The organism is Elstera cyanobacteriorum (assembly GCF_002251735.1).
Taxonomy (GTDB): domain Bacteria; phylum Pseudomonadota; class Alphaproteobacteria; order Elsterales; family Elsteraceae; genus Elstera; species Elstera cyanobacteriorum.
The window spans coordinates 55345-79459 of sequence record NZ_NOXS01000020.1; the positions used below are offsets into that span (position 1 = coordinate 55345).

A 24115-nucleotide genomic window follows, 5' to 3' on the forward strand; every position below is an offset into this window, starting at 1 on the left:
CTCGAAAAACTTAGACCGCGCCTGAAAAATCAGCGCTAGCAAACAGGAAGGCGGTGAGGTCGCCCACCGTTGGATGGTCGAACAAATCCCGTAGCCTGAGATCGACGCCGAGCAAGTCGCGTAGGCGCGTGAGAATGCGGGTTGCCAGCAGGGAGTGACCGCCGAGGTCGAAGAAAGAATCGGTCAACCCAACCGCTTCCACGCTTAAGACTTCAGCCCAAATTGCTGCGATAGCCTGCTCGATGGGGGTCTCCGGCGGCACGTAGGTTGCGCGCGGTATCATTAGTTCCGCGTCGGGCATGGGGAGCGCTGCCCGATCGATTTTGCCGTTCGGGGTGAGCGGGAGCGCCGGAAGGTGCTGAATCAGGTTTGGCCGCATGTAGGGCGGCAGCGTTTCTGCGAGAAAGCTTTGGATCGCTTGAACGGACACCGGTTCCGGGGCGGCAAGGGTTGCAACCAGGCGCGGTTCCCCCGAGGGATCGGGCAGCAGGCGAACGGCGGCGCCGCGTACTCCCGGAAACGCCGCGAGACGCGCTTCGATTTCTCCTAGCTCTAGCCGGAACCCTCGCAGTTTCACCTGAAGATCTTGGCGCCCAAGAAACTCCCAAGCCCCTTCTGGGCGTATCCGGCCAAGGTCGCCGGTCAGGTACAGGCGTTCTGTTGGGAACAGAGGATCCGGGCGAAATCGCTCCTTTGTCAGGTCGGGGCGATTGAGGTAGCCGCGCGCGACCCCGAGACCGCCGATGGCAATTTCACCCACGGCCCCTGGCGGAACCGGGTTTCCGGCCGGATCGAGCAGATAGGCGCGCGTCCCCGTGATGGGCAGGCCAATCGGTACCGGCGCTTCTTCAGCCTCGCAGCGATAGCAGAATGACCAGATGGTCGTTTCGGTCGGCCCATATAGATTGAAGAGCTGCGCGCGGGGCAAACGTGTGCGCGCAAGGCCAATCAGGGCCGGCGGCATCGCTTCGCCCCCGCAGAGCAGGGCCCGAAGGCTTTGGCAGGCCTGCACATCTGGCGCTTCCAGTAAGAGCCGCAGCGCCGTGGGCACCATTTGAGCGACAGTGACGTGCTGGCTTTGGATCAGACTCGGAAGAATGCCAGGGGCACTATAGTCGGGTGGGGCGACGATCACGGTGGCGCCAACCAGCAGGGGTGCCATAATCTCCAAAACCGAAATATCGAAGCTTGTCGAGGTAACGGCTAGGCACCGATCACTAGGGTGAATTTCGAAGTGCTGGATGGCCCAATCGAGTAAGGCAAGCACGCCGCGTTGCGGAACCATCACCCCTTTAGGCAGCCCGGTAGAGCCGGACGTATAAATGACATAGGCCAAGTTTTCGGGCGCCGAGGGGCGGGCGGGCAGCGGTGCGCTGGGCTGCCCCTCGGCTTCGGGGTCGTCAAGCCAGAGGATCGGTAACGGTACCCCGGCTTCGCGTATCGCTGCCGTCACCACGGCTGCCGCCGGTCGATGGCTCAGGACGACCACGGGGGCCGAATCGCGGAGACAATGGGCGAGCCGGGCGGCGGGATACTCGGGGTCAAGCGGCACATATGCACCGCCCGCCTTCCAGACGGCAAGGATTGCGACGATCATGTCGCCCCCGCGCTGAAAGCTGAGGGCAACCCGTTGATCGGGGCCAACACCGAGGCCGATCAGGCGCTGGGCCAGCCGGTCGGCTTTGGCGTGCAAGGCCATGTAGGTCAAACTGCCGTCCGGCGCCACAACGGCTTGCCGCGCGGCCATCGTTCGCGATACTGCGGTTAAGCGGTCGGCAAGCGTATCACCGGACTCGGTTGCAAGGGGTTCCCGACGCAACGCCCCCCACAGATTGGAGGGGAAGCAGTCGAGCGAAGCGATGGGCCGCTCCGGCTCGGCCAAGAGTGCGCTGCTAAGGGCATTGAGCGCCGCCACGGCCATATCGGCGAAAAGCCCCGGCGCGATCGGGGCGCGGAGATGGGTGGTAAGGCGCATATCGTCGCCGAAATCATCGACGGCCAGCATCAGCGGATAATGCGACCGCTCCTCCCCACCAAGGTCGGTTAGGCCCGGCAGGGCGAGTACCGTGTCGTCGGCCATGCGGCGGGCGTGCCGATAGTTCAGCAGCGCTGCATAGAGTGGTGCCGGCGATGGAATACCGCTCATCTGCTGCGCAATGACCGGCGCAGTATGTTCAACCCGCAAGAGGGCCGAGAGGCGCCGATGGGCCTCCGCCGCCGCGTCAGCGCAGGTGCCTGTCCGCGTCTCTAGGCGTAACGGCAGCGTGTTGATGAACGGCCCGAGGCTATAATCACTCCCCACTTCGCCGCCCAACCGTCCAAAAAGGACCGTTCCAAAGACCGTCGGTGCTGTCGGGCCACAGCACCGGGCGAGTGCGCTGGCAAAGGCGCAATGGACGAGGCTTGCAACGGTAAGCCGATGGGCCTGTGCAGCAGCCCGCAGGCGGGCGGTCGCCGAGCCTCCCAGCCAACGCCGATCCACCTGCACGCGACTGCCATCGCCATGATGATCGTGTAAGCCGAAGGGGGCGGCGGTTTCGGTGACATCTGCCAGCAAGGTCTTGAAAAAGGCCCGGGCTTCGGGTGTATCGGCGTTTCGACCCGCGCGGAAAACGAAATTGCGGAAAGGGATCGGCGGCGGTAGCACCGCAGATTGCCCGGATGCCAGCGCCGCGATCTCGGCCTTGAGTTGTTTTAGCGACGTATTATCGTCTATCGCATGGTGGAAAGTTTTCAGAACCAGCCAGCGGTCCCCTCCTTCCGAGGCGCAGAATAGCCTTACGAGCGGCGGACGGCGTAAATCGAACTGCAGACTTGGCGGGTTCACCGCTGCAATCAGCGCGGCAACGGGGTCATCGCTTGGGGGTAAGGCGACATCCGTAATCGGTAAGTCAGCGGTGCGGTAAACGATTTGAACGGGCTGGCTTATGCCTTCCCAGTATAGGCCGGTGCGCAGAATATCGTGGCGGGCAATCGCGGCTTGGAACCCCTGGCAATAGGCATCCAGTGCCGCCCGACTGTCGAACCGCATCACCGTCCACAGTAAATACGGGTCGCTGCCGGGGGTCAGCAGATGATGGTAGAGAATACCTTCCTGAAATGGGGTAAGTGGGTAGATATCCTGAATAGCAGAGAGCCCCCCGAGCGTTTGACCTACAATCCGATCCAAGTCGGCCTGTGGCAGCGTCACGAGCGGTAAAATCTCCGGCGTCAGGCGTGCGGTGTCGGGGGTCAGAAGGTTTGGCGGTACCGTCTCGACGGGATGAACCGTCTCAAGAAGTGTTGCTAATCGGGCAGGCGTCGCATGACTAAAAAGCCGCCGCACGTCCAACTGTAAACCGGCCTGACGCAGTTTTGCGGCTACCCGCATGGCTAGGAGAGAATGCCCCCCGAGGGCGAAGAAATCATCATGCCGCCCAATGGGCGCGCGCCCGAGAACCTCGGCCCAAATAGCCGTAATCTGGCGCTCGATCTCGGTCGCAGGCGGGGCGTAGGCTGTATCTGACGTGGTCAGTTCCGGGGCAGGCAAGGCATGTCGGTCTAGTTTGCCGTTAGCCGTCAGCGGAAAGATTGCTAGGGTCACAAAGGCCGCCGGGATCATATAATCCGGCAGGCTTTCAGCCAGTGCGGCCCGCAGATCAGCGGACGCGAGCGGGGCGGGTGACTTGCAATAGGCCACGAGTTGCGCGTCGCCATAGGGATCAGGGCGCGCTATGACCAGCGCATCGTGAACGCCGGGATACTGCTTAAGCCTCGCCTCGATTTCGCCAAGTTCGATGCGGAAGCCGCGAATTTTGACCTGAAAATCGTTCCGTCCCAGATAGTCAATTGACCCGTCGGGGTTCCGGCGGGCCAGATCGCCCGACCGGTAGAGTCGATCCCCTGGAACAAAGGGGCTGGGTAGAAAGCGTTCGGCGGTCAACTGGGATCGGTTCAGATAGCCGCGGGCCACCCCAGCACCGCCGATATAGAGTTCGCCCGGCGCGCCAATTGGGGCGGGGTGCCCGGCCTGATCGAGTACGTAAAGCCGTAGATCGGGAATTTTATTTCCGATGGGACTGCCGTTTATCGGCGGGCTCTGGCAATCTTCCGGCACAAGAGGCCGGTAGGTGACATGCACCGTTGTCTCGGTGATCCCGTACATATTGACGAGTTGAACGGCCTGATTGCGGGCGTCGGCATACCAAGGCTGGAGGCGGGTTACGTCGAGCGCTTCGCCACCAAAAATGACCGTTCGTAACCGGTGCGGTGTTGGGCTTGCCGCTTGCGCTGCCATCAGGGCTAAAAAGGCGCTTGGTGTTTGGTTCAGCACCGTGACGCCCGCGCGGCAGAGACACTCATAAAAAATCTCTGGAACCTGGGCGGTCGCCTTCGGAACAATCTCCAGCCGCCCGCCATACAGCAGCGCCCCCCAGACTTCCCAAACTGAGAAATCGAAAGCGATTGAGTGGAACAGGCTCCATACATCGGTTGACGAAAACCCAAACCAGGGGGCCGTCGCATCAAATAGCCGTGTCGCTTGTCGATGTTCGACCAGAACGCCTTTCGGTTGGCCGGTAGAGCCTGAGGTGTAAATGATATAGGCGAGCGTTTCGGCTAAAATCACCGGCAGAGTTTCAGCCGTCTCCGACGTAGCAGCGGTAACTAGTTCTGGGGTGTCTAGCCCGACAAGTGCAACCGGTTCGCGCAGGGTCGCCTGGGCTGCGGTCACCACGTCCCGTGTTTCAGCATGGGTTAGCAGGGCGCGGGGTTTGGCATCGTCGAGAATAAAGGCCAAGCGTTCAACCGGGCTGGCCGGGTCGAGCGGCAAATAGGCCCCGCCCGCTTTTAAGATGCCTAGGACGCCGACGATGAGGTCGAAAGAACGCTCTAAGCAAAGGGCAACCACAATCTCCGGACCGACGCCAAGCTTACGCAAGCGATGCGCGAGTGCGGTGGATTGAGCTTCGAGCTGACGATAGGTCAGCGATTGCCCGTCTAGGCTGAGGGCAATCGCGTCGGGCGTGCGCGCAGCCTGATCGGCGAACCGGACCGGCAGGGGGCGCGGATCATGGGGGGGCGCGACGGTTTCATTCCATGCCGAGAGGCTGAGCGCCCGTTCCGCCCGCGCGGCGACGGGCAATTGCGCCAGCGCTTTCAGCGGATCATCCAGGCAGGCTTCCAGAAGATCGGCATAGGCCGTGCGCACCCGGTCAATCGTTTCCGGCAAAAACAGGTCGGCGGCATAGGTCCATAGCAGGGTCAAGGTACGGGCTTCAGCCTGCCCGCGCGGAAGAATAACGACCTCAAGGTCAAACTTCGCACTGTCATTGCTATAGGCTTCAAACAGCGACAGCGAGAAATCGGCTTGCTCCAGCGGCGGTAAGGCGGAGTTATGAAAACTGAACCCCACTTGGAAAATCGGATTACGCGCGGTCGTCCGTTGCGGCTGAAGCGCCCGCACTAAACGTTCGAACGGCAGGCTTTGATGGTCATAGGCTTCGGCCACCGTTGCATGCACTCGATGAACCAAATCAATAAAACTAAGATCGCCCGAAAGGTTGGCGCGGAGCACAATGCTGTTGACGAACATTCCCAGCATCCCCTCAGCCTCCTGATGGGGACGATTGGCCGCTGCGGAGCCGGTGACGAAATCCTCCATTCCCGTGTAGCGGCTTAGGAGAAGCTGGAAGGCTGCGAGCAAAACCGTATAGGGCGTTACGTGCTGATTGCGGCAGAAGGCTTCGATGCGGGCAAAGAGCGCCGCCGGGATTTCGTGGCGGATTTGCCGCCCCCGGAAGCTCATCTGCTGCGGGCGCGGAAAATCTTGCGGCAGCTCTAGAACCTGGGGGGCGCCAGCGAGTTTATGAGTCCAATAGGTTAAATCCTCGGCGAATCGCGCCTCGGCCTCGGCACTGGTTTGCCAAGCAACATAGTTGCGGTACTGCGCCGGGAGCGGCGGTAAGGCCGAAGAATCCTGTCCGTATAGGGCCAGCAGTTCGCGCAGAAATAGATTGGCGCTCCAGCCGTCATGCACGAGATGATGTTCAATATGCAGCAGGGCATAATCGTCGGGCGCCAAGGTAAAAAGAACCCAGCGTACGAGGGGCAGGCGAGTTAGGTCGAAGGGCCGCTTCACGCTGTCGCCAACCTCGGCCCAGAGGGCTGCAATAGGATCGGCGGTCTGCCGGAGATCAACCTCGGTTAAGGCCGCCTGCGCGTTTGGGTAAACTTGCTGAAAGGGGGTTCCCGACGCATCTTCGGGAAAGGCCGTGCGGAAAATTTCATGGCGGGCGATGATCTGATCGAGTGCCCGGCGCAGGGCTGCGCGATCCAATTTTCCCCGCCAGCGAATGACAGACTGCGCATTATATGCCAGCAAGTTGGGCGAGAGTTTTTCGAGAAGCCAAACCCCCTTTTGCTGTTCGGAAAGTGGCGGCGGGGCAGGGGCCGCAAAATCAACCAATCGTGCTTCGCGCTTGGATACAATGGGGGCATTTTGAAGCCGAAGGGCAAGATCAGCAACAACCGGCGCGGCAAAAATATCACCGATGTTGACAAGGCGATTGAGCCGATCCCGAAGCCGCCCGACGCTTTGCGCGGCAGTAAGCGAATTTCCCCCTAGGCTTAAAAAGTCATCATGGCGCGATATCCCAGAAAGACCGAGGATTTCGGACCAAACAGCGACAACAGCCTCCTCAAAAGGGGTCTGCGGTGGCGCGTAAGGATGGCGGATAACGGCCTCTGGGTCGGGGGGCGGCAGCGCGGCCCGGTCGATCTTGCCATTTATCGTTAAAGGAAAGCGCGCTAGCCAAACAAAGGCGGCGGGCAGCATCCAAGCGGGCAGCGTGGTGCCGAGTGCAGCTTTTAGCGCTTGTGGCGGTTGGGGTTTCGGGGCGGTGTAATAGGCGGTTAACTGCGTGCCACCGTGCAGCGTTACCAGGGCTTCGCGGATGTCCGGTAAGCGGCACATCTGCGCCTCGATTTCGCCGGGTTCGATCCGATAGCCGCGCAGTTTGATCTGATAATCGATCCGCCCGAGAAACAGATAAGCACCATCAGCGCGTCGACGAACGCGGTCACCCGTGCGGTAAAGAACCTCTCCCGCGTGCTGCGGGTGTGGTCGAAAGCGGTCCGCTGTCAGATCGGGCGCGCCGATATAACCTGCGGCAATACCGATGCCGCCGAGGTAAAGCTCGCCACTTTCCCCTTCGGGAACAGGGGTTCCGTTCGCGTCGAAAATATGAAATTCGGTGCCTTCGATTGGCCAACCAATCGGTACAGGGGCGTCGTTCTCGTTTGTTGAGCCGCCGTCGGGAGGACAGGGGTAGAGGCTGGACCAGATTGTGGCTTCCGTCGGGCCGTAGGCATTGAAAACACGGCACTGGGCCGACCACGCATTAATAAGGGCCGGGTGTGGCGCCTCACCCGCTAGAATAACGGCCCGCAACTTGGCGTATGCTGGCGGACATAAACCGGTTAAAGCCGCCGGTGGCAAGGTTGCAAGGCTAATCCCTTCGACCGTCAGAAAATCCGTCAGCGCCTCCGCCAAAGGGGGTGGGCCGGGCGGCGGCAGAACGAGGCGCGCGCCATGCGCGAGTGCCAGAAGGATCTCGAACAGCGATGCATCGAACCCGAAGGACGCGAATTGGAGAATAGAATCCCCAGGGCCGGGGGCGAAGGCGCTAGCTTGGGCCGCAATGACAGCCCCCAGGCCCCGATGACGCAGCATCACGCCCTTCGGCGCGCCGGTCGAACCCGATGTAAAAATGATATAGGCCAACCGCTCAGGGTCGTAGGCGGGCGGAGTGAAGAGGGTAGGCCGTTGTTTTGGAAGATCAAGGCGGGGAAGCGAGAACCCATCGGCGCCCGCTGCCAGGGAGGTTGCAGGGTCGGTTAGGGCAAGCGCGGGCTTGGCTTGCCCGAGAATATTGGCAACACGCGCAGGCGGATTTGCAGGGTCAAGCGGTAGGTAGATTGCCCCGAGATACCAGAGGGCGAGCAGGCTCACAATTTGATGCCGCCGCTGCGGAAAGGACACAGCAACGACCGTGCCGATGGTTACGCCGCTTTCGGCTAAAGCTTGGGCTACCCCCTGTGCCTCGTGGATCAGCGCCGCGTAGGAAAGATCGCCCCCCTCATCCGTCAGCGCAATTGCCATCGGTTGGGTTTCGGCATGGGCTGCGATGGTCGAGAGAGGGTCAGGATCAAAAGAATTGTTTCTGGAATTTATCTTATCAGCTAAAGACAAAAAAGCCCCCATTGCCCATAGACGTCTCTAAGAACTTGGTGAGCAAGCTCCTAGATCGCCCTGAAACACTTATTGCTCATTGATTCTACAATAACACTACGTGCAAACTCGATTCGAGTGCAACTGTTTTTTTCTGGAGTGGAATTTTGTGGGGCATATTAATTTATTTGAAATTAATTATGCTTTGAAAGGTGATGTTTTTAATAAATTAGTAATTTTCATGCAATCGATGATCTTTCCTATTCAATAGAAAATATAGGTAGGAAATTTTTTGATAGCCTTCTGCGTGCATCATCACGGGCTTTTGACGCATCAAGATTTGTGTGAGCATTCGCATACCCTTCGGCTAGGGCATAAATAATGGCCTGAGGGTATGTTTGTGCGAACAAAACGCTATCTTTGCGCGTATAGGCTTTTGCAGTCCATCTTGCCCGAATCTTAGCGTTGGCTTGGCTGGCCGCGATCTGGTTAGTGCTGCTATTCAGGGTCGCATAATAGGTTGCATAGGCTTCTGACGTGCCAAAATGCTCGGTAATCATTAGGCTATTCTGTTCGGCGTAAGCCATAGCACTGCTATAGGCCGCCTCAAAAGAGCGCCGAACTGGATAGCCGCGTTCGAACAAGTCACTAAACATCGGCTGCAAACAGTCGATCCACTCTTCCTCGGTTGCCGAGGTGGCGTGGCACTCAATAACCCGCTGGTAAAGGTGTATATTTCCGCCCGTAAGCTCAGCAATGTCACGGCCAAACGGCATCAATGACTGGGCAGACCATCGATGCCAGCGGGTCAAAGCTTCGGTATCGTCTAAGAAGTTAGCGCGCCCGCCTAAATCGAGAGAGGAGAGAATCGCTGTTATCCAGGACACGGAAACGATAGGTACCCCCGCTATTACGATACTAAAGGTGTAGCAAATACGACTTCATAAAATCTGGCAAGGCGCAAAACAACCCATGTTAGCAGATAGGCTGGGTCCCTAAGGTGGCCTAGAAGGGAGCAGGAGTGCAGAACCGTAAACTTTTGGACCAACCGCAGCCCCTAGAGCCGCCAAACCATCGCGCGAAGCGCGGGCTGCTGCTTGCGATTGCACTGCTGGCCATGTCAATCGCTGCCCTCGCGGTTAGGTTGCCCGCAGTACCGCGCGCCCAGATCGATGAAGTTCTGCGTCGGGAGTCCCGGCTTCTTGCAGCCCTGTCCGGCAAAGAGAGCGAACGAGGGGATCATATGTCGGCAATTCTGCTGGCACTCGAGGCGCTCCCCGACCCTCGGTTACGTCAGAACCGCCCGTTGACGGTGGAGGCCGAGGCGGCCTTGCGGCATGCGTGGCTACAGAATCGGGAAGTGGCCGGAATGATCGGCCACGACGCAACCGTCACCACGGCCAGCTTCAGCCCGGATGGTACCCGGATCGTTACGGCGTCGTTGGATGGCACCGCGCGGGTGTGGGATGCCTCCGGGCGTCCCATCGCCACCATGCCCGGACATGGGGCCTGGGTTACGGCTGCCAACTTCAGCCCCGATGGGACGCGAATCATTACCACCTCTGCTGGTGGGCTCGTCACCGGCTCTAAGGGCTGGACAGCAGGTGTCTGGGACCTATCGGGGCGTCCGCTTGCCACGCTGACCGAACAGGTAGGCGGTGCCACGGTCGGCGGTTTTAGATACTATGGCGTCTTAAACGTTACCGTTTCGCGCCATCCTGGGAGTATCTGGGATCTGCCCGGGAGCTCGGTCACGAACCTGAGCGGACATCGGGGTTGGATTACGGTTGCCCGGTTCAGCCCTGACGGCTCCCGGATCGTCACCGCCTCTGAGGAGGGGATCGCGCAGGTTTGGACCCTCTCCGGGGATCTTGTCGCCACCCTGACTGGCCATACGGGCCGGGTTACGGACGCGGGCTTCAATCCCAACGGCTCGCAGGTCGTCATTGTCTCAGACGATGGGACGGCGCGGGTATGGCCCCTCTCGGGGCCGTCCCCTTCCGCAACTCTTGTGACTGGCCATACGGGCCGGGTTAAGGATGCTCGTTTCAGCCCCGACGACTCCCGGATCGTCATTGTCTCGGACGATGGGACGGCGCGGGTTTGGGATATCTCCGGACCAACGCCCGCAGTGAGCCCTCTGGCTGGACAGACGGGCTGGGTCAGTGCCGCCAGTTTCAGCCCGGATGGCTCTCGGATCGTTACGGCCTCGCGTGATCACACCGCGCGGGTGTGGGATCTGTCGGGAAACATTATCACCACTCTCATCGGCCATACAGGCAGGGTCACGGACGCGCGTTTCAGTCCGGATGGTACCCAGATTGTTACTGCCGCCACGGACAAGACGGCGCGGGTGTGGGATTTGTCCGGACTATCGGCAGATCCATTGGCTGTGCCGTTCAGTTCCGATGCGACCCGGGCCGTCACGGCCTCCGCCGATGGGGCCATTGGGGACTATGCCTTTCCCGAGCTGAGCGACTTGATTAAGGAGATAAGGGATCATCTCCCGCGCTGCTTGACGCGCGCGCAATGGTCAAACTTTGGCGTTGCTACCAGCGACGGTGATCGCGATGCGGTCCCCACCCCGGCGGCCCACGGCCTCTGCCCGCGATAGTCCCCCGTCGGGGGTGCTAACTCTCCAGTCCCACTTTGGCCTGCTGCTCCCGGCGCCAGACAAGCGGCGGCTTGCCGGTGCGTTTCGTGAAAAAGCGCGAGAAATAGGCGGGATCGCTAAAGCCGAGGCGGTAGCTAATGTCCTGGATCGGCGCGCGCGAGAAGATAAGGTCGCGCTTTGCCTCGTCGATCAGCTTGGCAGCGATCAGGTCTGACGGGGCCTCGCCGGTTGCCGCCCTGACAAGGCGGTTGAGATGGGTCAGCGACAGGCCAAGTTCCGCTGCATAGAAAGAAACGGGCCGGTGATCCCGAAAATGACGGTGGATCAATCCCTTCAGCCGGTCGAGCCGGTCTTCACCCGCCTGCCCATTGGGGGCTCTGTCCTGGCCGAGGCGGGCGATCATCTGAAGCAGTAGGCCAGTATAGGCCGCCATCAGCCCATCCCGGTTAGGCCGCCGGTCGGCGAATTCCGCACTCAGCCGCCGCAGGGTTTCGACCAGATAGGCGGCATCGGGCGATGCCGGGGAGAGGGGGAGGTGCTGGGGCGCGGTAAGGCTCTCGCTCTGCCGGTCTTGCGGAATGCTCAGGTGCGATTTCAGCAGGGTGATCACCAGCCCCTCGGTATCTTCGGTAAAGCGGAACCCGTGGCGCAGACGCGGGGGAACCGTCAGCACGGCGGGCGGGGTGACGGCGATCTCTTGCGTCCCCAGCAGGGCCTGACAGCCCCCGGCGTCCAGGTATAAAATTTGAAAGAAATCATCATGCCGGTGCGGGCGGATTTCCCAGCGGTAGCGGCTGCTGCGCGCGCGAATGGTTTCGCAGTGCAACCAGAACCCCGGTGTTTCTGCGGTTCTTTCGCCATACAGCCGATAGGTTGGGGTTGGGGTCATGGGGAGCGATCTCAAGCGGCTATGGTTGATTTGTGCAGTTTTTTGGCGGGTTTGTCCATTGTTGCAACCGCCCAGCCGCCGCATCCTTGCCTGCATAAGACCGATAAAAAGGGAGGAAAAAATGCGCACCCAGGTCGCTATCATTGGGTCGGGCCCATCAGGGCTTTTGCTGGGGCAGCTTCTGGCCACCGTGGGGATCGAGACGATCCTGCTCGACCGCGTTAGCCCGGAGTATATCCTGGGCCGCATCCGGGCCGGGGTGCTGGAAGACGGGGCGGTCAGGCTGCTCGACCAAGCCGGGGCGGGGGCGCGGCTACACGCCGAGGGGTTGATTCACGACGGGTTTTCGCTGGCCTTCAGCGGCCAAGATCACCGTATCGACCTGCACGGGCTGACGGGGGGCAAGCGGGTGACCGTCTATGGTCAAACGGAAGTCACGCGCGATCTGATGGCGGGGCGGGCCCAGAGTGGCGCGCTGTCGATCTATGAGGCGGAGGCGGTGACCCTGCATGATTTCGACCGCGATGCCCCCTATGTGACCTACCAAAAGGACGGGCAGACCCACCGGATTGACTGCGATTTCATCGCCGGCTGCGATGGGTTTCATGGCGTTAGCCGCAAATCGGTTCCAGAAACGGCGCTTCGAACCTTCGAGAAAATCTACCCCTTCGGCTGGCTGGGGCTTTTGGCCGAGGTCGCCCCGGTCAGCCCCGAACTGATTTATGCCCATCACCCGCGCGGCTTTGCGCTTTGCTCCATGCGGTCGATGACCCGCAGCCGCTATTATATTCAATGTTCTGTGGACGAAACGGTCGACGCCTGGAGCGATGAGCGCTTCTGGGACGAATTGCGCCGCCGTCTGCCCGCCCATCACGCTGAAGCTCTGCGCACGGCGCCGTCGTTCGAAAAGTCCATCGCGCCGCTGCGGTCGTTCGTGACGGAACCGATGCGCTTCGGACGGCTGTTTCTGGTCGGGGACGCGGCCCATATCGTTCCGCCAACCGGGGCGAAGGGGCTGAACCTCGCCGCCAGTGACGTGCATTATCTCTTCGAAGGGCTGCGGGAACAGTATCGGGATGGGTCGGGGGCTGGGCTGGAGGCTTACTCCGCCAAAGCGCTCGCCCGCATTTGGAAAGCCGAGCGTTTTTCGTGGTGGATGACCAGCGTTTTGCACCGGTTTCCGACGATGGGCGATTTTGATCAGCGCATGCAGGAAGCGGAGCTTGCCTATCTTGCCCAGTCGCAGGCCGCGTCAACGGCGCTGGCGGAAAACTACGTTGGGTTACCGTTCTAATCCTGCCGGTCGACCATAGAGTTTTCGAGACTATTGGAGACAGGGGGCGCGTTGCCGCCCCCTGTTCCTTTATCCGACCGTTAGCCCTCGCTGCCGGGTTTGCGCTGCCAACCGGATCGTTGCATTCGGCGCGCCATAGCCCTGATACCCCCGGCGCTCGACGAATTCGAAAAAGAAACCGCCGTCGAGGATTTGCGTATAGGCGTGCAGGAAGCTGCCGCTGGCATCGGCATCGTACAGAATATTGTGGGCCTTCAACCCGTCGATCTCTGCATCGGCGAGGGCAGTGCGGGCTTCGAGATCGTCATAGTAATTCTCGGGGATCGCCAACATCGGCACCCCTGCCGCGCGCAACTGCGCTACGGTCGCCCGCAGGTCGGCGGTGCTGAGCGCGATATGCTGCACGCCGGAGCCGAAGAATTCCTGCACAAAGCGCGCCGTGAGCGTCTGGGCGCTTTGCGAGCCGTTGAGCACTAAGCGCAGTCCGCCTGCACTCTGGCCGAGGCCGCTTTCAATGACTTGGCTTTGCACCACGCCGCCCGGGTCCATCACCGCCTGCGACGGGGTTTTCTGAGCGTCGAACAGCGACAGGTAGAATAACAGCCAGGTCAGCATTTCTTCGTACTGCATGGTTTGGGCGATGTGATCGACGCCGATCAAGCCACTGCCCGATACCGGTTCGCCGGTCGTCCCGAAATCCACCTCCGCCCAGCGGGATAAGGCAGACGTGCCGTCAACGAAGTAAATCAGGCTGCCGCCGAGACCGCGAATGGCGGGAATATCCAATTCCCCTGGCCCAATCGCGCCCTGGTGCGGCACGTCGAGCAGCGCCGTCGCGCGGGCCAGGGTGGCCGCCGCATCGGGAACCTTGAGCGCCAAGGCGCAGACCGAGACGCCGTGGGTGACATAATAGGAATGGGCAAAGCCATCGACATCACTATTGACGATGAAGCGAATATCCCCTTGCCGCCACAGGGTGACATCCTTCGAGCGGTGGCGCCCGGTGCAGGCGAACCCCAGGGCGCGCAACAGGGTTTCCAACGCCGGGCGGCGGGTTTCATCGACGGCGAATTCGATGAATTCCACCCCGGAGACCTCGGCAGCGGGGGGCAGCAGCGGCCGCCCCTTGGGCACGGCCCCGCGCGTCCGGGCGGTCTCGTCGAGCAACCAAAGCAGGGAGCGGTGACCATCAACGGCGACCGAGCGGGCCGATCCGGCGCGGAAGCGGTCGTTGAAAATCTCAAGGCTCAGCACCCCGTCATAGCCGGTTGTGGCTAGGGCCTCCATGAACCCGGCGAGATCGAGATCGCCTTGCCCGGGCAGGCAGCGCCAATGGCGGCTCCAGGCCAGATAGTCCATTTCCAGCTTCGGCGCATCGGCGACCTGCACCATGAAAATCCGATCGGCTGGAATCTTGCTAATGGACGTCACTTCCAGCCCGCGCGACAGCACGTGGAAACTGTCGAGGACCAGGCCGACGTTCGGGTGCCCGGCGCGGCGGACGATTTCCCAGGCGTCGCGGTAATCGTGGATGAAGCGGCCCCAAGCGAGTGCCTCGTATCCAACACGCAGGCCGCGTTTCGCTGCCCGTTCCCCAAGGTCGGCGAAATCTGCGGCCAGCCGGTCAAGCCCGGTCTCTGCTTCCGGTGAGACGCTGGAGCAGATGAACAGCAGCTCTGACCCCAGTTCCTGCAACAGATCGAACTTGCGTTCCGCCCGGTCGAAGGTGCGGGTGCGGCGGGCGGCGGGCATGCCTTCGAAATCGCGGAACGGCTGACAGGTGACGATGGCAAGGCCTAGATCGTCGCATAACCGCCGCACATCGCGCGGCGAGCCGGGGAAGGCCAGCAGGTCGTTTTCAAAAATCTCGACATGGCGAAAGCCGGCGGCGGCAATCGCCTCGAGCTTTTCCGCAAGCGTGCCCGAGACGCAGACAGTGGCGATGGAGGTTTGCATGGCCGCAGTTCCTGTCAGGGGGTGAAGCGCGCCAATTGGCGCAGATGGTCGGCATCCGTCGTCGGGAAACCGAAGAATTCCAGATAGGCCGGGATTTGTTCGAACAGCATGTCGGTACCGACTTGCACGGCGCAGCCCCGCGCCAGTGCTGCGCGCAGGAAGGGGGTAATCTCGGCCCGCATCACGACTTCGCCAACCAGGGCGTCGGCGGCCAGCCGGTCGACAGCCATGGGCAGCGGGTCGCCATCGCTCATGCCGAGCGGTGTGGCATTGACGGCCAGGGCCATGCCAGCGGGGTCAGGCGAGCCGACCTCGACCGTTAAAGCCGGGTGATGGGCGACCAACCGCGCCGCCAATCCCGCTGCGGCGGCGGTGTCGGTATCGTGCAGGCGAAGATGCGCAAGGCCGTGCCCGGCGAGGGCGGCGGCAATCGCCGACCCGACCCCGCCCGCGCCAACGATCAGTGCCGCTGCCCCGGCGATCCGCCGCCCCTTGCGCAGCACGCCGCGCGCGAAGCCTTCGCCGTCGAACATATCGCCGACCAGCGCGCCATCGGCGTCGCGCCGCACGGCATTGCAGGCCCCGGCAACGGTCACGGCCGTCGAAACCCGATCCAGCATCGGCACGATGGCGACCTTATGGGGCATGGTGATCAGCGCACCGTGGAAATTGCTGAAGCGGGTGATCACGGGGAAGGCTTCGGCAAAATCGGCGCGCGGCACGCCCATTGGCACCACGACGGCATTGATCCCAGCCGCATCGAAATAGGGATTATAGATCAGCGGCGCTTTGAAGCTGTGGGTGGGAAAGCCGATATGGGCGATCAGGCGGGTATGGCCGTCGATCATCGTGCCGCCTCGGCAAGCAGCCGCGCCACCCGCTGCACCGCCAACGCATAGCCCTGGGTTCCCAGGCCCGCGATGATCCCGTCTGCCCGCAGTGAGACATAGGAATGGTGCCGGAAGCTTTCGCGCTTATGGATGTTGGAGATATGCACTTCAATCACCGGCCCGTCGAAGGCGTTCAGCGCATCGAGGATCGCGACGGACGTATGAGTGAAGGCAGCGGGGTTGATGACGATCCCGGCTGCGGCTTCCCGCGCCTCGTGAATCCAGTCGATCAACTCATATTCCCGATTCGATTGATGAAACCGCAGCGACAGGCCCAGCCCCGCCGCCGTTTCGCGGCAGGCCGCCTCGACATCGGCCAGGGTTTCCGAGCCGTAAATATGGGGTTGGCGCTTGCCGAGCAGATTGAGGTTCGGCCCGTTCAGGATAAAAACGCAGGGCGTCACGGTCAGGCTCCCAGGCGGCGGGCGACCGTAGCCGCCCGCCCACGTTTAGGGGTTAACGCAGTTTGGCGAGTTCGGCGTTCACGTCGGCGACGAAATCCGCCCCGGCTTCTTGGCCGAATTTATCCAGCACCGGCTTAACCGCCGCACGGATGCGATTGAGTTCGGCGGCATCGAGCATGTTATGGACCATCCCGGCGGCCTTCAGGCTGGCCAGCGCCGTATCCATCGCCTCGCGCGAGGTTTTGCGCTGGTAGTCGGTCGCTTCCTTGATCGAATCGGCGATGATCTTCTTTTCATCGGCCGACAGACCGTCCCAGGTCTTCTTCGAAATCAGCACCGACTGGGCGTTATAGATATGCCGGGTTTCGGAGACGTATTTCTGCACTTCGTTAAATTTGGCACCCAGGATCGTCGTCACGGGGTTTTCTTGACCATCGACAACCTTCTGCTCCAAGGCCGAGTAAAGTTCCGGGAAGGGCAGGGGAACGGCATTGGCGCCGAGAGTGCTGAACAGGTCGATGAACAGCGGCGATTGCAGCACGCGCAGCTTCAGGCCCTTAAAGTCTTCGATCTTGGTGATGGGGCGCTTCGAATTCGTGACGTTGCGGAACCCAAGCTCCCAATACCCAAGGCCGATCAGCCCCTTATCGGTCAGCGCGGCGTGCAGTTTCGCGCCGATGGGGCCATCGACGATGGCGTCGGCTTCCTTGGGTTCGGCGAAGAGGAAGGGGAAATCCAGCACCGCGAAGCGTTTATCGAGACCGACGAGCAGGCCGGAGTTCAGCACGGTCATATCAATCGTGCCGCCTTGCAGGGCCGAGACGGTTTGAAGATCGCCGCCCAACTGCCCGCCCGGGAAGCCGCGCACGTTGAACTTGCCGCCGGATTTTTCCTTGGCGAGTTCGGCGAATTTGGCGACGCCTTTGCCTTGCGGATGCTCTGCGACATTCTGATAGGCGAACCGCAGGGTGCGTTCGGAAACCTGTGCGAGCGCGCTGTGGCTGACCAGCAGCGCGGCAGTGGCAAGAAGGGCGGTTTTTAAGGCTTTCATCGTTTCCTCCAGATGTTTTTCTTAGGGATTAGCTGGCAAACCAGCGGGCCGGTCCGGTGACGAGGATCGGGAACAGGATCAGTAGGAACAGCACGGTCAGTTGGGCGATCATGAAGGGCGTCACCCCCTTGATGATTTCCTCCATGCTGATTTTCGAGACGCCGCAGACGACGTTCAGCACTGTGCCCACGGGCGGCGTGATCAGGCCGATGGCGTTATTGATGATGAAGAGAACGCCGAAATAGACCGGATCGATCCCGGCGGCCTTGATCACCGGCATCAGCACCGGCGTTAGGATCAGAATGGTCGGCGTCATATCGAGCGCAGTGCCGACGATCACCACCAGCAGCATGATGACGATCATCAGCAGCGTCTTATTCTCGATGAAGGGCTGCACCATCGCGACGATGTCGTGCGTGATCTCGGCCACCGTGATCAGCCAGGACGCAACCAGCGCCGCCGCAACCAGGAACATGACGACCGCTGTCGTAATTGCCGCCGACGTGAAGAGGCGCGGCAGGTCTTTCAGCGTCAGTTCTTTATAAACGAAAGTCGCGACGATCAGCGCGTAGACGGCGACCACTACGGCGGCCTCCGTCGGGGTAAAGATGCCAAAGCGCAGCCCGACGACGATGATCACCGGCAGCATTAGTGCCCAGAAGCCATCGACCAGCGCTTTGCCAACCTCGGCCAGCGACGCGCGGGCCTGCCGCTCCGACCCATCGTTGCGCGAGACGTACCACCAGGCGATGGCCAGCCCGACGCCCAGCATCAACCCGGGGACGATCCCGGCCAGGAAGAGTTTCGAGATCGAAACCCCGCCCGCGACTCCGAAGATCACAAAGCCGATAGACGGCGGGATAACCGGCGCGATGATACCGCCCGCCGCCACCAGCCCTGCGGCATGGGCGCGGCTGTGCCCGGCTTTCACCATCATCGGGACAATTAGCGCGGCCAGCGCCGCCGCATCGGCAACCGCCGATCCGGAGAGCGAGGCGAGCAGGCAGGAGGCGAGGATCGCCACATAGCCAAGACCGCCGCGCACATGGCCGACCAGGGTCATGGCGACGGTCACGATGCGGCGGGCAAGCCCCCCGGCATTCATGATCTCGCCCGCCAGCATAAAGAAGGGCACGGCGAGCAGCGGGAAACTATCGGCGCCGTTAATCAGGTTCTGGGCGATGATCTGGCTGTCGAACAGGCCGATGTGCAGCATCAGCGCGACGCCGCAGACCAGCAGCGCGAAGGCGATGGGCATGCCGAGGGCCATCGCCCCCAACAGCGAGGCGGTGAAAATGAGGATTGTCATGGCGGGCGGCCCTCAATGCTCTTCCGACTCGCGGACGCCGATATACTCGTCCGCCGTCATGCGGCCCCCCAGGGCGCGCAGCAGGTCGTAGCCGAGGATCGGCAGCGCGGAGAGACCAAAGACGATGCCGACGCCATAGAATAGCGCGACCGGCAGACCCGAGGCGGAGGCCGGAACATGCAGATTGATCAGCGTTTGCGCCCAGCTTCCCTGCACCAGCAACGCGCAGCAGAGGATCATCAGCAGATGGCTGGCGATAAAGGCCGCGCGCCGCCCGGCAAGCGGTAGCGCCCGGATTAGCGTATCGAGGCCAAGGTGCGCCCGTTCCTTCAGCCCGATCAGCGCGCCCAGAAAGACCATCCAGACGAAGAACCAGCGCGACAGTTCTTCCGACACCGTAATGCCGGAGTTGAGCGCATAGCGCATCACCACATTGCCGAAGACCAGAACTACCATGCCGGCCATCAACAGGCCGATGATGATCTTAAGAGCGGCGAAATACCGCTCCACCCAAATGCGCATCGCGTTTCCTCCGGTCCCCGCTGGACGGGGTTATTGTCTTTGATTTTTGGACGTCCCAAGGGGGCGGGACCTTTATGCGGACTTGTAACCGCTGCATCCTACGCTACGAAATTGGACCATCCCGTCCATTCCGTCAATCGTAAAATTATCTAGATAGTTCATTTACCGGCACGCGGTGGATGCTATGGTCAGGCAATCAGGAGGAAGACCATGCCGACCGCCGCCGCCACTGCCCCACGCCTGAAGCGCCCCCAGTCTTGGACACAAGACCCGGAGGGCGTGAAGCGGGAGATTTTGGACGCCGCCCGGGCCGAATTCGTCGAAAAGGGCCTCAGTGGCGCGCGCGTCGATGAAATCGCGGCGAAAACCTCCACCGCAAAACGCATGATCTACTATTACTTTAAGGATAAAGAGGGCCTGTATCTGGCGGTGCTGGAGGAAGCCTATAGTCGCATCCGCACGCTCGAACGCACGCTCGATCTTGCCGCCCTGCCCCCGCTGGATGCTTTGGCGACGCTGGCGGGCTTTACCTTCGATTACCATGCCGAGAATACAGACTTCGTCCGGCTGGTGATGATCGAGAATATCCACCACGCCCGGCATTTGAAGGTTCTGACCAAGATCAGCGAAATCAACCTGTCGGCGCTCGAAATGATCGGGGATGTATACCGGCGCGGCGTGGCGGAGGGAGTGTTCCGCCCCGGCATCAACCTGCTCGATATCCACCTGACGATGAGCGCGCTGAGCTTTTACAATGTCTCGAACCGCGCCACTATCGAACAGGTCTTCGGGCACGATATGGGCGCGCCCGCCGCCCGCATCCGGCGGCGGGCCAGCGTGATCGAGGCGGTGCTGCGGTTCGTTCGGGCAGATTAGGTTAATCCGGATCGATCTCCGCCATCACCGCCGGGGCATAGCGCGGCCCTTGTACGGTTTCCAGGGCGTAGAGCGCGTCGAGGGCGGCAACCTGAGCGGCGGCTAAGGTAATCGCTGCGGCACTATTGTTTTCCGTCAGATGCGCGGGCTTGGCCGTGCCGGGAATCGGCAGAATATGCGGGCCTTTGGCGAGAAGCCACGCCAGGGCGGCCTGCGCCGGGGAATAGCCCCAGGCGCGGACCAGCGCGGCAAAGCGTTCGGCCTGCGCCAGATTTGCCGCAAGATGAGGCTCGGCGAAGCGCGGCATGGTCAGGCGAATATCCCCCGGCGCGAACTGCGGCTGCGGCGCAATTCCGCCCGCCAGAATGCCGCGCCCGACCGGGGAAAAGGCAACGAAGGCCGTGCCCAGCTCGGCGCAGGTCGCCAGCAGTCGCGGCTCCGGGTCGCGCGTCCACAGTGAATATTCGCTTTGCACGGCGGCAATCGGATGCACGGCATGGGCGCGGCGCAAGGTTTGAGAGGAGACCTCCGACAAGCCGATAGCGCGGATCTTCCCGGCGCGGACCAGATCGGCCAGCGCGCCGACGCTGTCTTCGATGGGTACCTGCTTATCCCAGCGGTGCAGCGTGTAAAGATCGATCACCTCGGTTTGCAGCCGCTTAAGCGAGGCGTCGCAGGTGGCTTTCAAGGTTTCAGGCCGCCCGTCAATAACGCGCTTCCCGTCAACGCCGGTCATGCCGCATTTGCTGGCCAGGATGATTTTGTCGCGCACCGGCTTGAGCGCCGCGCCCACCACTTCCTCATTCTTCCCAAAGCCATAAAGCGCCGCCGTGTCGAAATGCGTTACGCCCTCGTCGAATGCCTGCCGCAACAGTGCTTCCGCCGCTTCCCGCTCCGGCGGCACCCCATAGGCGTGGCTGACGTTCATACAGCCAAGGCCGATAGCCGAGACGGTGAAGGGGCCAAGGGAACGGGTCGGCATTGGCATGTCAAAACCTCGGGTCGGCTAGGAAAGTTGCTGCTCCAGTTTATGCAAAACCTCATAACAGGGTAGCACTTTGGCAACGCTGGCGTTCGGCTCCCGCCCGTCGCGGATTGCCGCGATAAATTCGCGGTCTTGGAGTTCGATGCCGTCCATCGACACATCGACTTTAGAGACGTCGATTTTCTCGTCCTTGCCCGAGATCAGATCGTCATAGCGGGCAATATAAGTGCCATTATCGCAAATATAGCGAAAGAACGTGCCGAGCGGCCCGTCGTTGTTGAAGGACAGCGACAGGGTGCACAGCGCGCCGCCCGCTGCTTTCATCTGGATTGACATATCCATCGCAATGCCCAAGGTCGGATGATCGGGGCCTTGCAAGGCATTGGCCGCCACCACCGCTTCGCCCGTCTGATACTGGAAGAGATCGACCGTATGGGCGGCATGGTGCCACAGGAGATGATCGGTCCAGGAACGCGGCTGCCCGAGCGCGTTCATATTGGTGCGCCGGAAGAAAAACGTCTGCACATCTAAGTGCTGAAGTTTCAACTCGCCCGCTACGATCTTGCGATGGATCCACTGGTGCGAGGGATTGAAACGCCGGGTGTGGCCGACCATCGCCACCAGGCCGGTTTGCTGCTGTAGTGCGGCGACCGCCTGGGCGTCGGCCCAAGAGTCGGCCAGCGGAATTTCCACCATCACATGCTTACCCGCCGCAAGGCACTGTTGGGCCTGGGCCGCATGGATCGGCGTTGGGGTGCAGAGAATGGCGGCCTCTACGCCGGGCAGGGCAAGGCCTTCCTCCAACGTTGCCAGCGCTTGGGGGATGCCGTATTTTTCGGCGGTGGCGCGGGTTGCGTCCATCTCCGGTCCAATGACGGCGGCAACCTCCACCCCGTCGATCCGCTTTAAGGCGTCGAGGTGCTTTTGTCCGAAGGCCCCCGGCCCGGCAACAATCAGTTTCATCAGTGCGTCCCCTCGGCGGCCTTAGGCCGCGCCTTTTAAGATCAAATGTCCAACGGCGGTATTCGACGCCGGGACGTGGTAGAACCGGTGCAGTTGGTCGACCTTATCGCCCAAGGCGCCGCGCATGATCAGCCACATCACAAGCTCAATCCCCTCCGACCCGGCCTCGCGGATATACTCCACATGGGGAATGGCGGCGGCAGCTTCGGGATCATTGACGATCAGATCGAGAAAGCGATTATCGAACTCGGCATTGATCAGCCCGGCGCGCGGGCCCTGCAACTGGTGGCTCATGCCGCCCGTGCCCCAAACCTGAACCTTCAGATCACCGTCGAAGCTCTCAATCGCCCGGCGTAGGGCTTTGCCAAGCGCATAGCAGCGCGCACCCGAAGGCGGCGGATATTGCACGACATTCACTGCAAAGGGGATCACCTTGCACGGCCACGCGTCCGGCTGGCCGAACATCAGCGACAGCGGCACGGTCAGCCCGTGATCGACGTCCATCTTATTGACGATGGTTAGGTCGAAATCATCCAGGATGAGGGATTGGGCGATATGAAATGCAAGTTCCGGCGCGCCCTCGACCCCGGGCACCGGGCGTGGTCCCCAGCCTTCATCGGCGGGGTTGAAGCGCTCGCCGGTGCCGATCGCAAACGTCGGGATCAGGTCCAGACTGAAGGCGCTCGCGTGGTCGTTATAAACCAGGAAAACAACGTCGGGCTTTTCCTCGGCAATCCAGCGCTTGGCGAACTCATACCCGCTAAAGACCTTCTGCCAATAAGGCTCGCCCGCGCGGCCATTATCAAGCGCAGCCCCAATGGCCGGGACATGGGACGTAGTGACGCCCGCTGTAATCTTAGCCATGGGGTTTTGTCTCCAACAGATGATCGTTTTTGGGGGAGCGGCCACCGTTCAACATCATCGCCGCATACTCTTCCTGGCTCATGCCAGTCATGGTCGCGGCGGCGAATTGAAAGCTGAGACCGTCCGACGAGAAAATCTTGGCGAGGAAATAGACATTCCCGCCCAGGGCCAGCAAGCGATTGTAATCGCGTGCGATTACCGCTTGCTTTTGCTCTTCAGACATCGCCCATTCGTCCAGATAGGCGCGGTTATCGGCCTTAAATCGGGCGCGATTATCGGCCTTCATCAGCGACATGCAGAATTGGTTGAGATGATAGCCGACGCGCGCTTGATCGGCGTCGAAGATCACCGTGCCGGGGATGCTGGCATAGGGTTTTTCGAGCGGCATTACGCCACCTCCTCCGGCCAATAGAGCCGCTGGGGATTTACAACGAGAAGCTTCTGTTGAAGCGCGGCGGTCGGGGCGATCTTCGGGATAAAATCCACCAGCGCCCCATCGTCCGGCATATGGGTTTTCAGGTTCGGGTGCGGCCAATCGGTGCCCCATAGCACCCGGTCGGGGAAGGTTTCGACCAGATGCCGGGCGAAGGGCACGACATCGGTATAATCCGGCGGGCCTAAGTGGCTAAGCCGTTCCGGGCAGGTGACTTTCGACCAAATATGCGGATTGTCCCGCATCAGTTGCACGAACAGGCCAAACTCCGGCCCAGCAACCGGCTTGCTAACATCCGGGCGCCCCATGTGATCGACGACCACGGTGGTGGGGAGCCGGGTGATGAACTCATAAAGCTCCGGCAGATCGGCGGCTTCGAAGTAGATCACCACGTGCCAGCCGAGTGGCGCGATGCGGTGGGCGATCTCCAGAAGTTCATCAGGGGGTGTGGTATCGACGAGGCGCTTGACGAAATTAAAGCGCACGCCTTTCACCCCGGCGGTATTCAACTCTGCAAGGTCGGCGTCGGTCACGCTGCGGCGGACGGTGGCAATCCCCTTGGCCCGCCCGCCCGAGGCGCGCAAGGCATCGACCACAGCGCGGTTATCGGCGCCGTGGCAGGTGGCCTGGACGATGACATTGCGGGAAAAGCCTAAGCGGTCGCGCAGCGCCCAGAGTTGGTCTTTCCCCGCGTCGCAAGGGGTATATTTCCGCCCCGGCGCATAGGGGAATTCATCGCCAGGGCCGAACACATGGCAATGGGCATCAACCGCGCCGGGCGGCAAAACGAACGCCGGTTTGGACGGGGCGGGGTGAAACGGCAGCCAAGTGGCATCCATCGTAAAAGCCGCCATGC

General features: G+C 61.4%; 17 protein-coding genes. 3 read left to right on the forward strand and 14 right to left on the reverse strand.

What is annotated here, in order from left to right; genetic code table 11:
* Window positions 1-10: 10 nt before the first annotated feature.
* Both CHR90_RS01195 and CHR90_RS01200 read right to left on the reverse strand, forming a co-directional pair.
* Window positions 11-8242, reverse strand: a complete 8232-nt coding sequence (locus tag CHR90_RS01195) for a non-ribosomal peptide synthetase (protein ID WP_094406904.1) — start codon at window positions 8240-8242, stop codon at window positions 11-13.
* A 227-nt stretch (window positions 8243-8469) separates the two neighbouring features.
* On the reverse strand, window positions 8470-9021 hold the full coding sequence (locus CHR90_RS01200) for a hypothetical protein (RefSeq protein WP_141210838.1): 552 nt from the start codon (window positions 9019-9021) through the stop codon (window positions 8470-8472).
* Window positions 9022-9230: 209 nt separating this feature from the next.
* Here CHR90_RS01200 and CHR90_RS01205 point away from each other — a divergent pair, with 209 nt between their 5' ends.
* Window positions 9231-10823 (forward strand): WD40 repeat domain-containing protein, encoded by a 1593-nt coding sequence (locus tag CHR90_RS01205; RefSeq protein ID WP_094406908.1) that lies wholly within the window; start codon window positions 9231-9233, stop codon window positions 10821-10823.
* A gap of 16 nt (window positions 10824-10839) precedes the next feature.
* On the opposite strand, the gene CHR90_RS01210 is transcribed toward CHR90_RS01205, so the two are convergent.
* Window positions 10840-11712 (reverse strand): helix-turn-helix domain-containing protein, encoded by an 873-nt coding sequence (locus CHR90_RS01210; RefSeq protein ID WP_094406973.1) that lies wholly within the window; start codon window positions 11710-11712, stop codon window positions 10840-10842.
* A 121-nt stretch (window positions 11713-11833) separates the two neighbouring features.
* On the opposite strand from CHR90_RS01210, the gene pobA reads away from it, so the two are divergent.
* Window positions 11834-13006 (forward strand): 4-hydroxybenzoate 3-monooxygenase, encoded by a 1173-nt coding sequence (pobA, locus tag CHR90_RS01215; RefSeq protein WP_094406910.1) that lies wholly within the window; start codon window positions 11834-11836, stop codon window positions 13004-13006.
* Between the two features lie 69 nt (window positions 13007-13075).
* On the opposite strand, the gene CHR90_RS01220 is transcribed toward pobA, so the two are convergent.
* The 6 genes from CHR90_RS01220 to CHR90_RS01245 are packed head-to-tail and all read right to left on the reverse strand — an operon-like array spanning window position 13076 to window position 19138.
* The gene (locus tag CHR90_RS01220) at window positions 13076-14962 is read right to left on the reverse strand and encodes a bifunctional sugar phosphate isomerase/epimerase/4-hydroxyphenylpyruvate dioxygenase family protein (protein ID WP_094406912.1); all 1887 of its coding nucleotides are present in this window, start codon (window positions 14960-14962) and stop codon (window positions 13076-13078) included.
* A 14-nt stretch (window positions 14963-14976) separates the two neighbouring features.
* Entirely contained in the window at window positions 14977-15810 is an 834-nt protein-coding gene (locus CHR90_RS01225) for a shikimate dehydrogenase family protein (RefSeq protein ID WP_094406914.1), read from the reverse strand.
* Entirely contained in the window at window positions 15807-16262 is a 456-nt protein-coding gene (gene aroQ, locus CHR90_RS01230) for a type II 3-dehydroquinate dehydratase (protein WP_373283961.1), read from the reverse strand. The genes CHR90_RS01225 and aroQ overlap by 4 nt, the downstream gene beginning before the upstream one ends.
* A gap of 46 nt (window positions 16263-16308) precedes the next feature.
* Window positions 16309-17307, reverse strand: coding sequence for a TRAP transporter substrate-binding protein (locus CHR90_RS01235; RefSeq protein ID WP_094406918.1), 999 nt, complete (start codon window positions 17305-17307; stop codon window positions 16309-16311).
* Window positions 17308-17335: 28 nt separating this feature from the next.
* Window positions 17336-18616 carry a TRAP transporter large permease subunit gene (locus CHR90_RS01240; RefSeq protein ID WP_094406920.1) on the reverse strand — a complete coding sequence of 427 codons (1281 nt, stop codon included), beginning with the start codon at window positions 18614-18616 and terminating at the stop codon, window positions 17336-17338.
* A gap of 12 nt (window positions 18617-18628) precedes the next feature.
* Window positions 18629-19138 carry a TRAP transporter small permease gene (locus CHR90_RS01245; RefSeq protein ID WP_094406922.1) on the reverse strand — a complete coding sequence of 170 codons (510 nt, stop codon included), beginning with the start codon at window positions 19136-19138 and terminating at the stop codon, window positions 18629-18631.
* A gap of 210 nt (window positions 19139-19348) precedes the next feature.
* Here CHR90_RS01245 and CHR90_RS01250 point away from each other — a divergent pair, with 210 nt between their 5' ends.
* Window positions 19349-20014, forward strand: a complete 666-nt coding sequence (locus tag CHR90_RS01250; RefSeq protein WP_094406924.1) for a TetR/AcrR family transcriptional regulator — start codon at window positions 19349-19351, stop codon at window positions 20012-20014.
* Between the two features lies 1 nt (window position 20015).
* On the opposite strand, the gene CHR90_RS01255 is transcribed toward CHR90_RS01250, so the two are convergent.
* From CHR90_RS01255 to CHR90_RS01275, 5 genes are read right to left on the reverse strand one after another with little or no spacing between them, the layout of a single operon-like run.
* On the reverse strand, window positions 20016-20996 hold the full coding sequence (locus CHR90_RS01255) for an aldo/keto reductase (protein WP_094406926.1): 981 nt from the start codon (window positions 20994-20996) through the stop codon (window positions 20016-20018).
* A 24-nt stretch (window positions 20997-21020) separates the two neighbouring features.
* Complete coding sequence (locus tag CHR90_RS01260) at window positions 21021-21962, reverse strand: Gfo/Idh/MocA family oxidoreductase (RefSeq protein ID WP_094406928.1); 942 nt, start codon at window positions 21960-21962, stop codon at window positions 21021-21023.
* Window positions 21963-21983: 21 nt separating this feature from the next.
* On the reverse strand, window positions 21984-22826 hold the full coding sequence (locus tag CHR90_RS01265; RefSeq protein WP_094406930.1) for a class III extradiol dioxygenase subunit beta: 843 nt from the start codon (window positions 22824-22826) through the stop codon (window positions 21984-21986).
* Entirely contained in the window at window positions 22819-23214 is a 396-nt protein-coding gene (gene ligA / locus CHR90_RS01270; protein WP_094406932.1) for a protocatechuate 4,5-dioxygenase subunit alpha, read from the reverse strand. Before ligA ends, CHR90_RS01265 begins: the two co-directional genes overlap by 8 nt.
* Window positions 23214-24113, reverse strand: a complete 900-nt coding sequence (locus CHR90_RS01275) for an amidohydrolase family protein (protein WP_094406934.1) — start codon at window positions 24111-24113, stop codon at window positions 23214-23216. Before CHR90_RS01275 ends, ligA begins: the two co-directional genes overlap by 1 nt.
* Window positions 24114-24115: the final 2 nt, after the last annotated feature.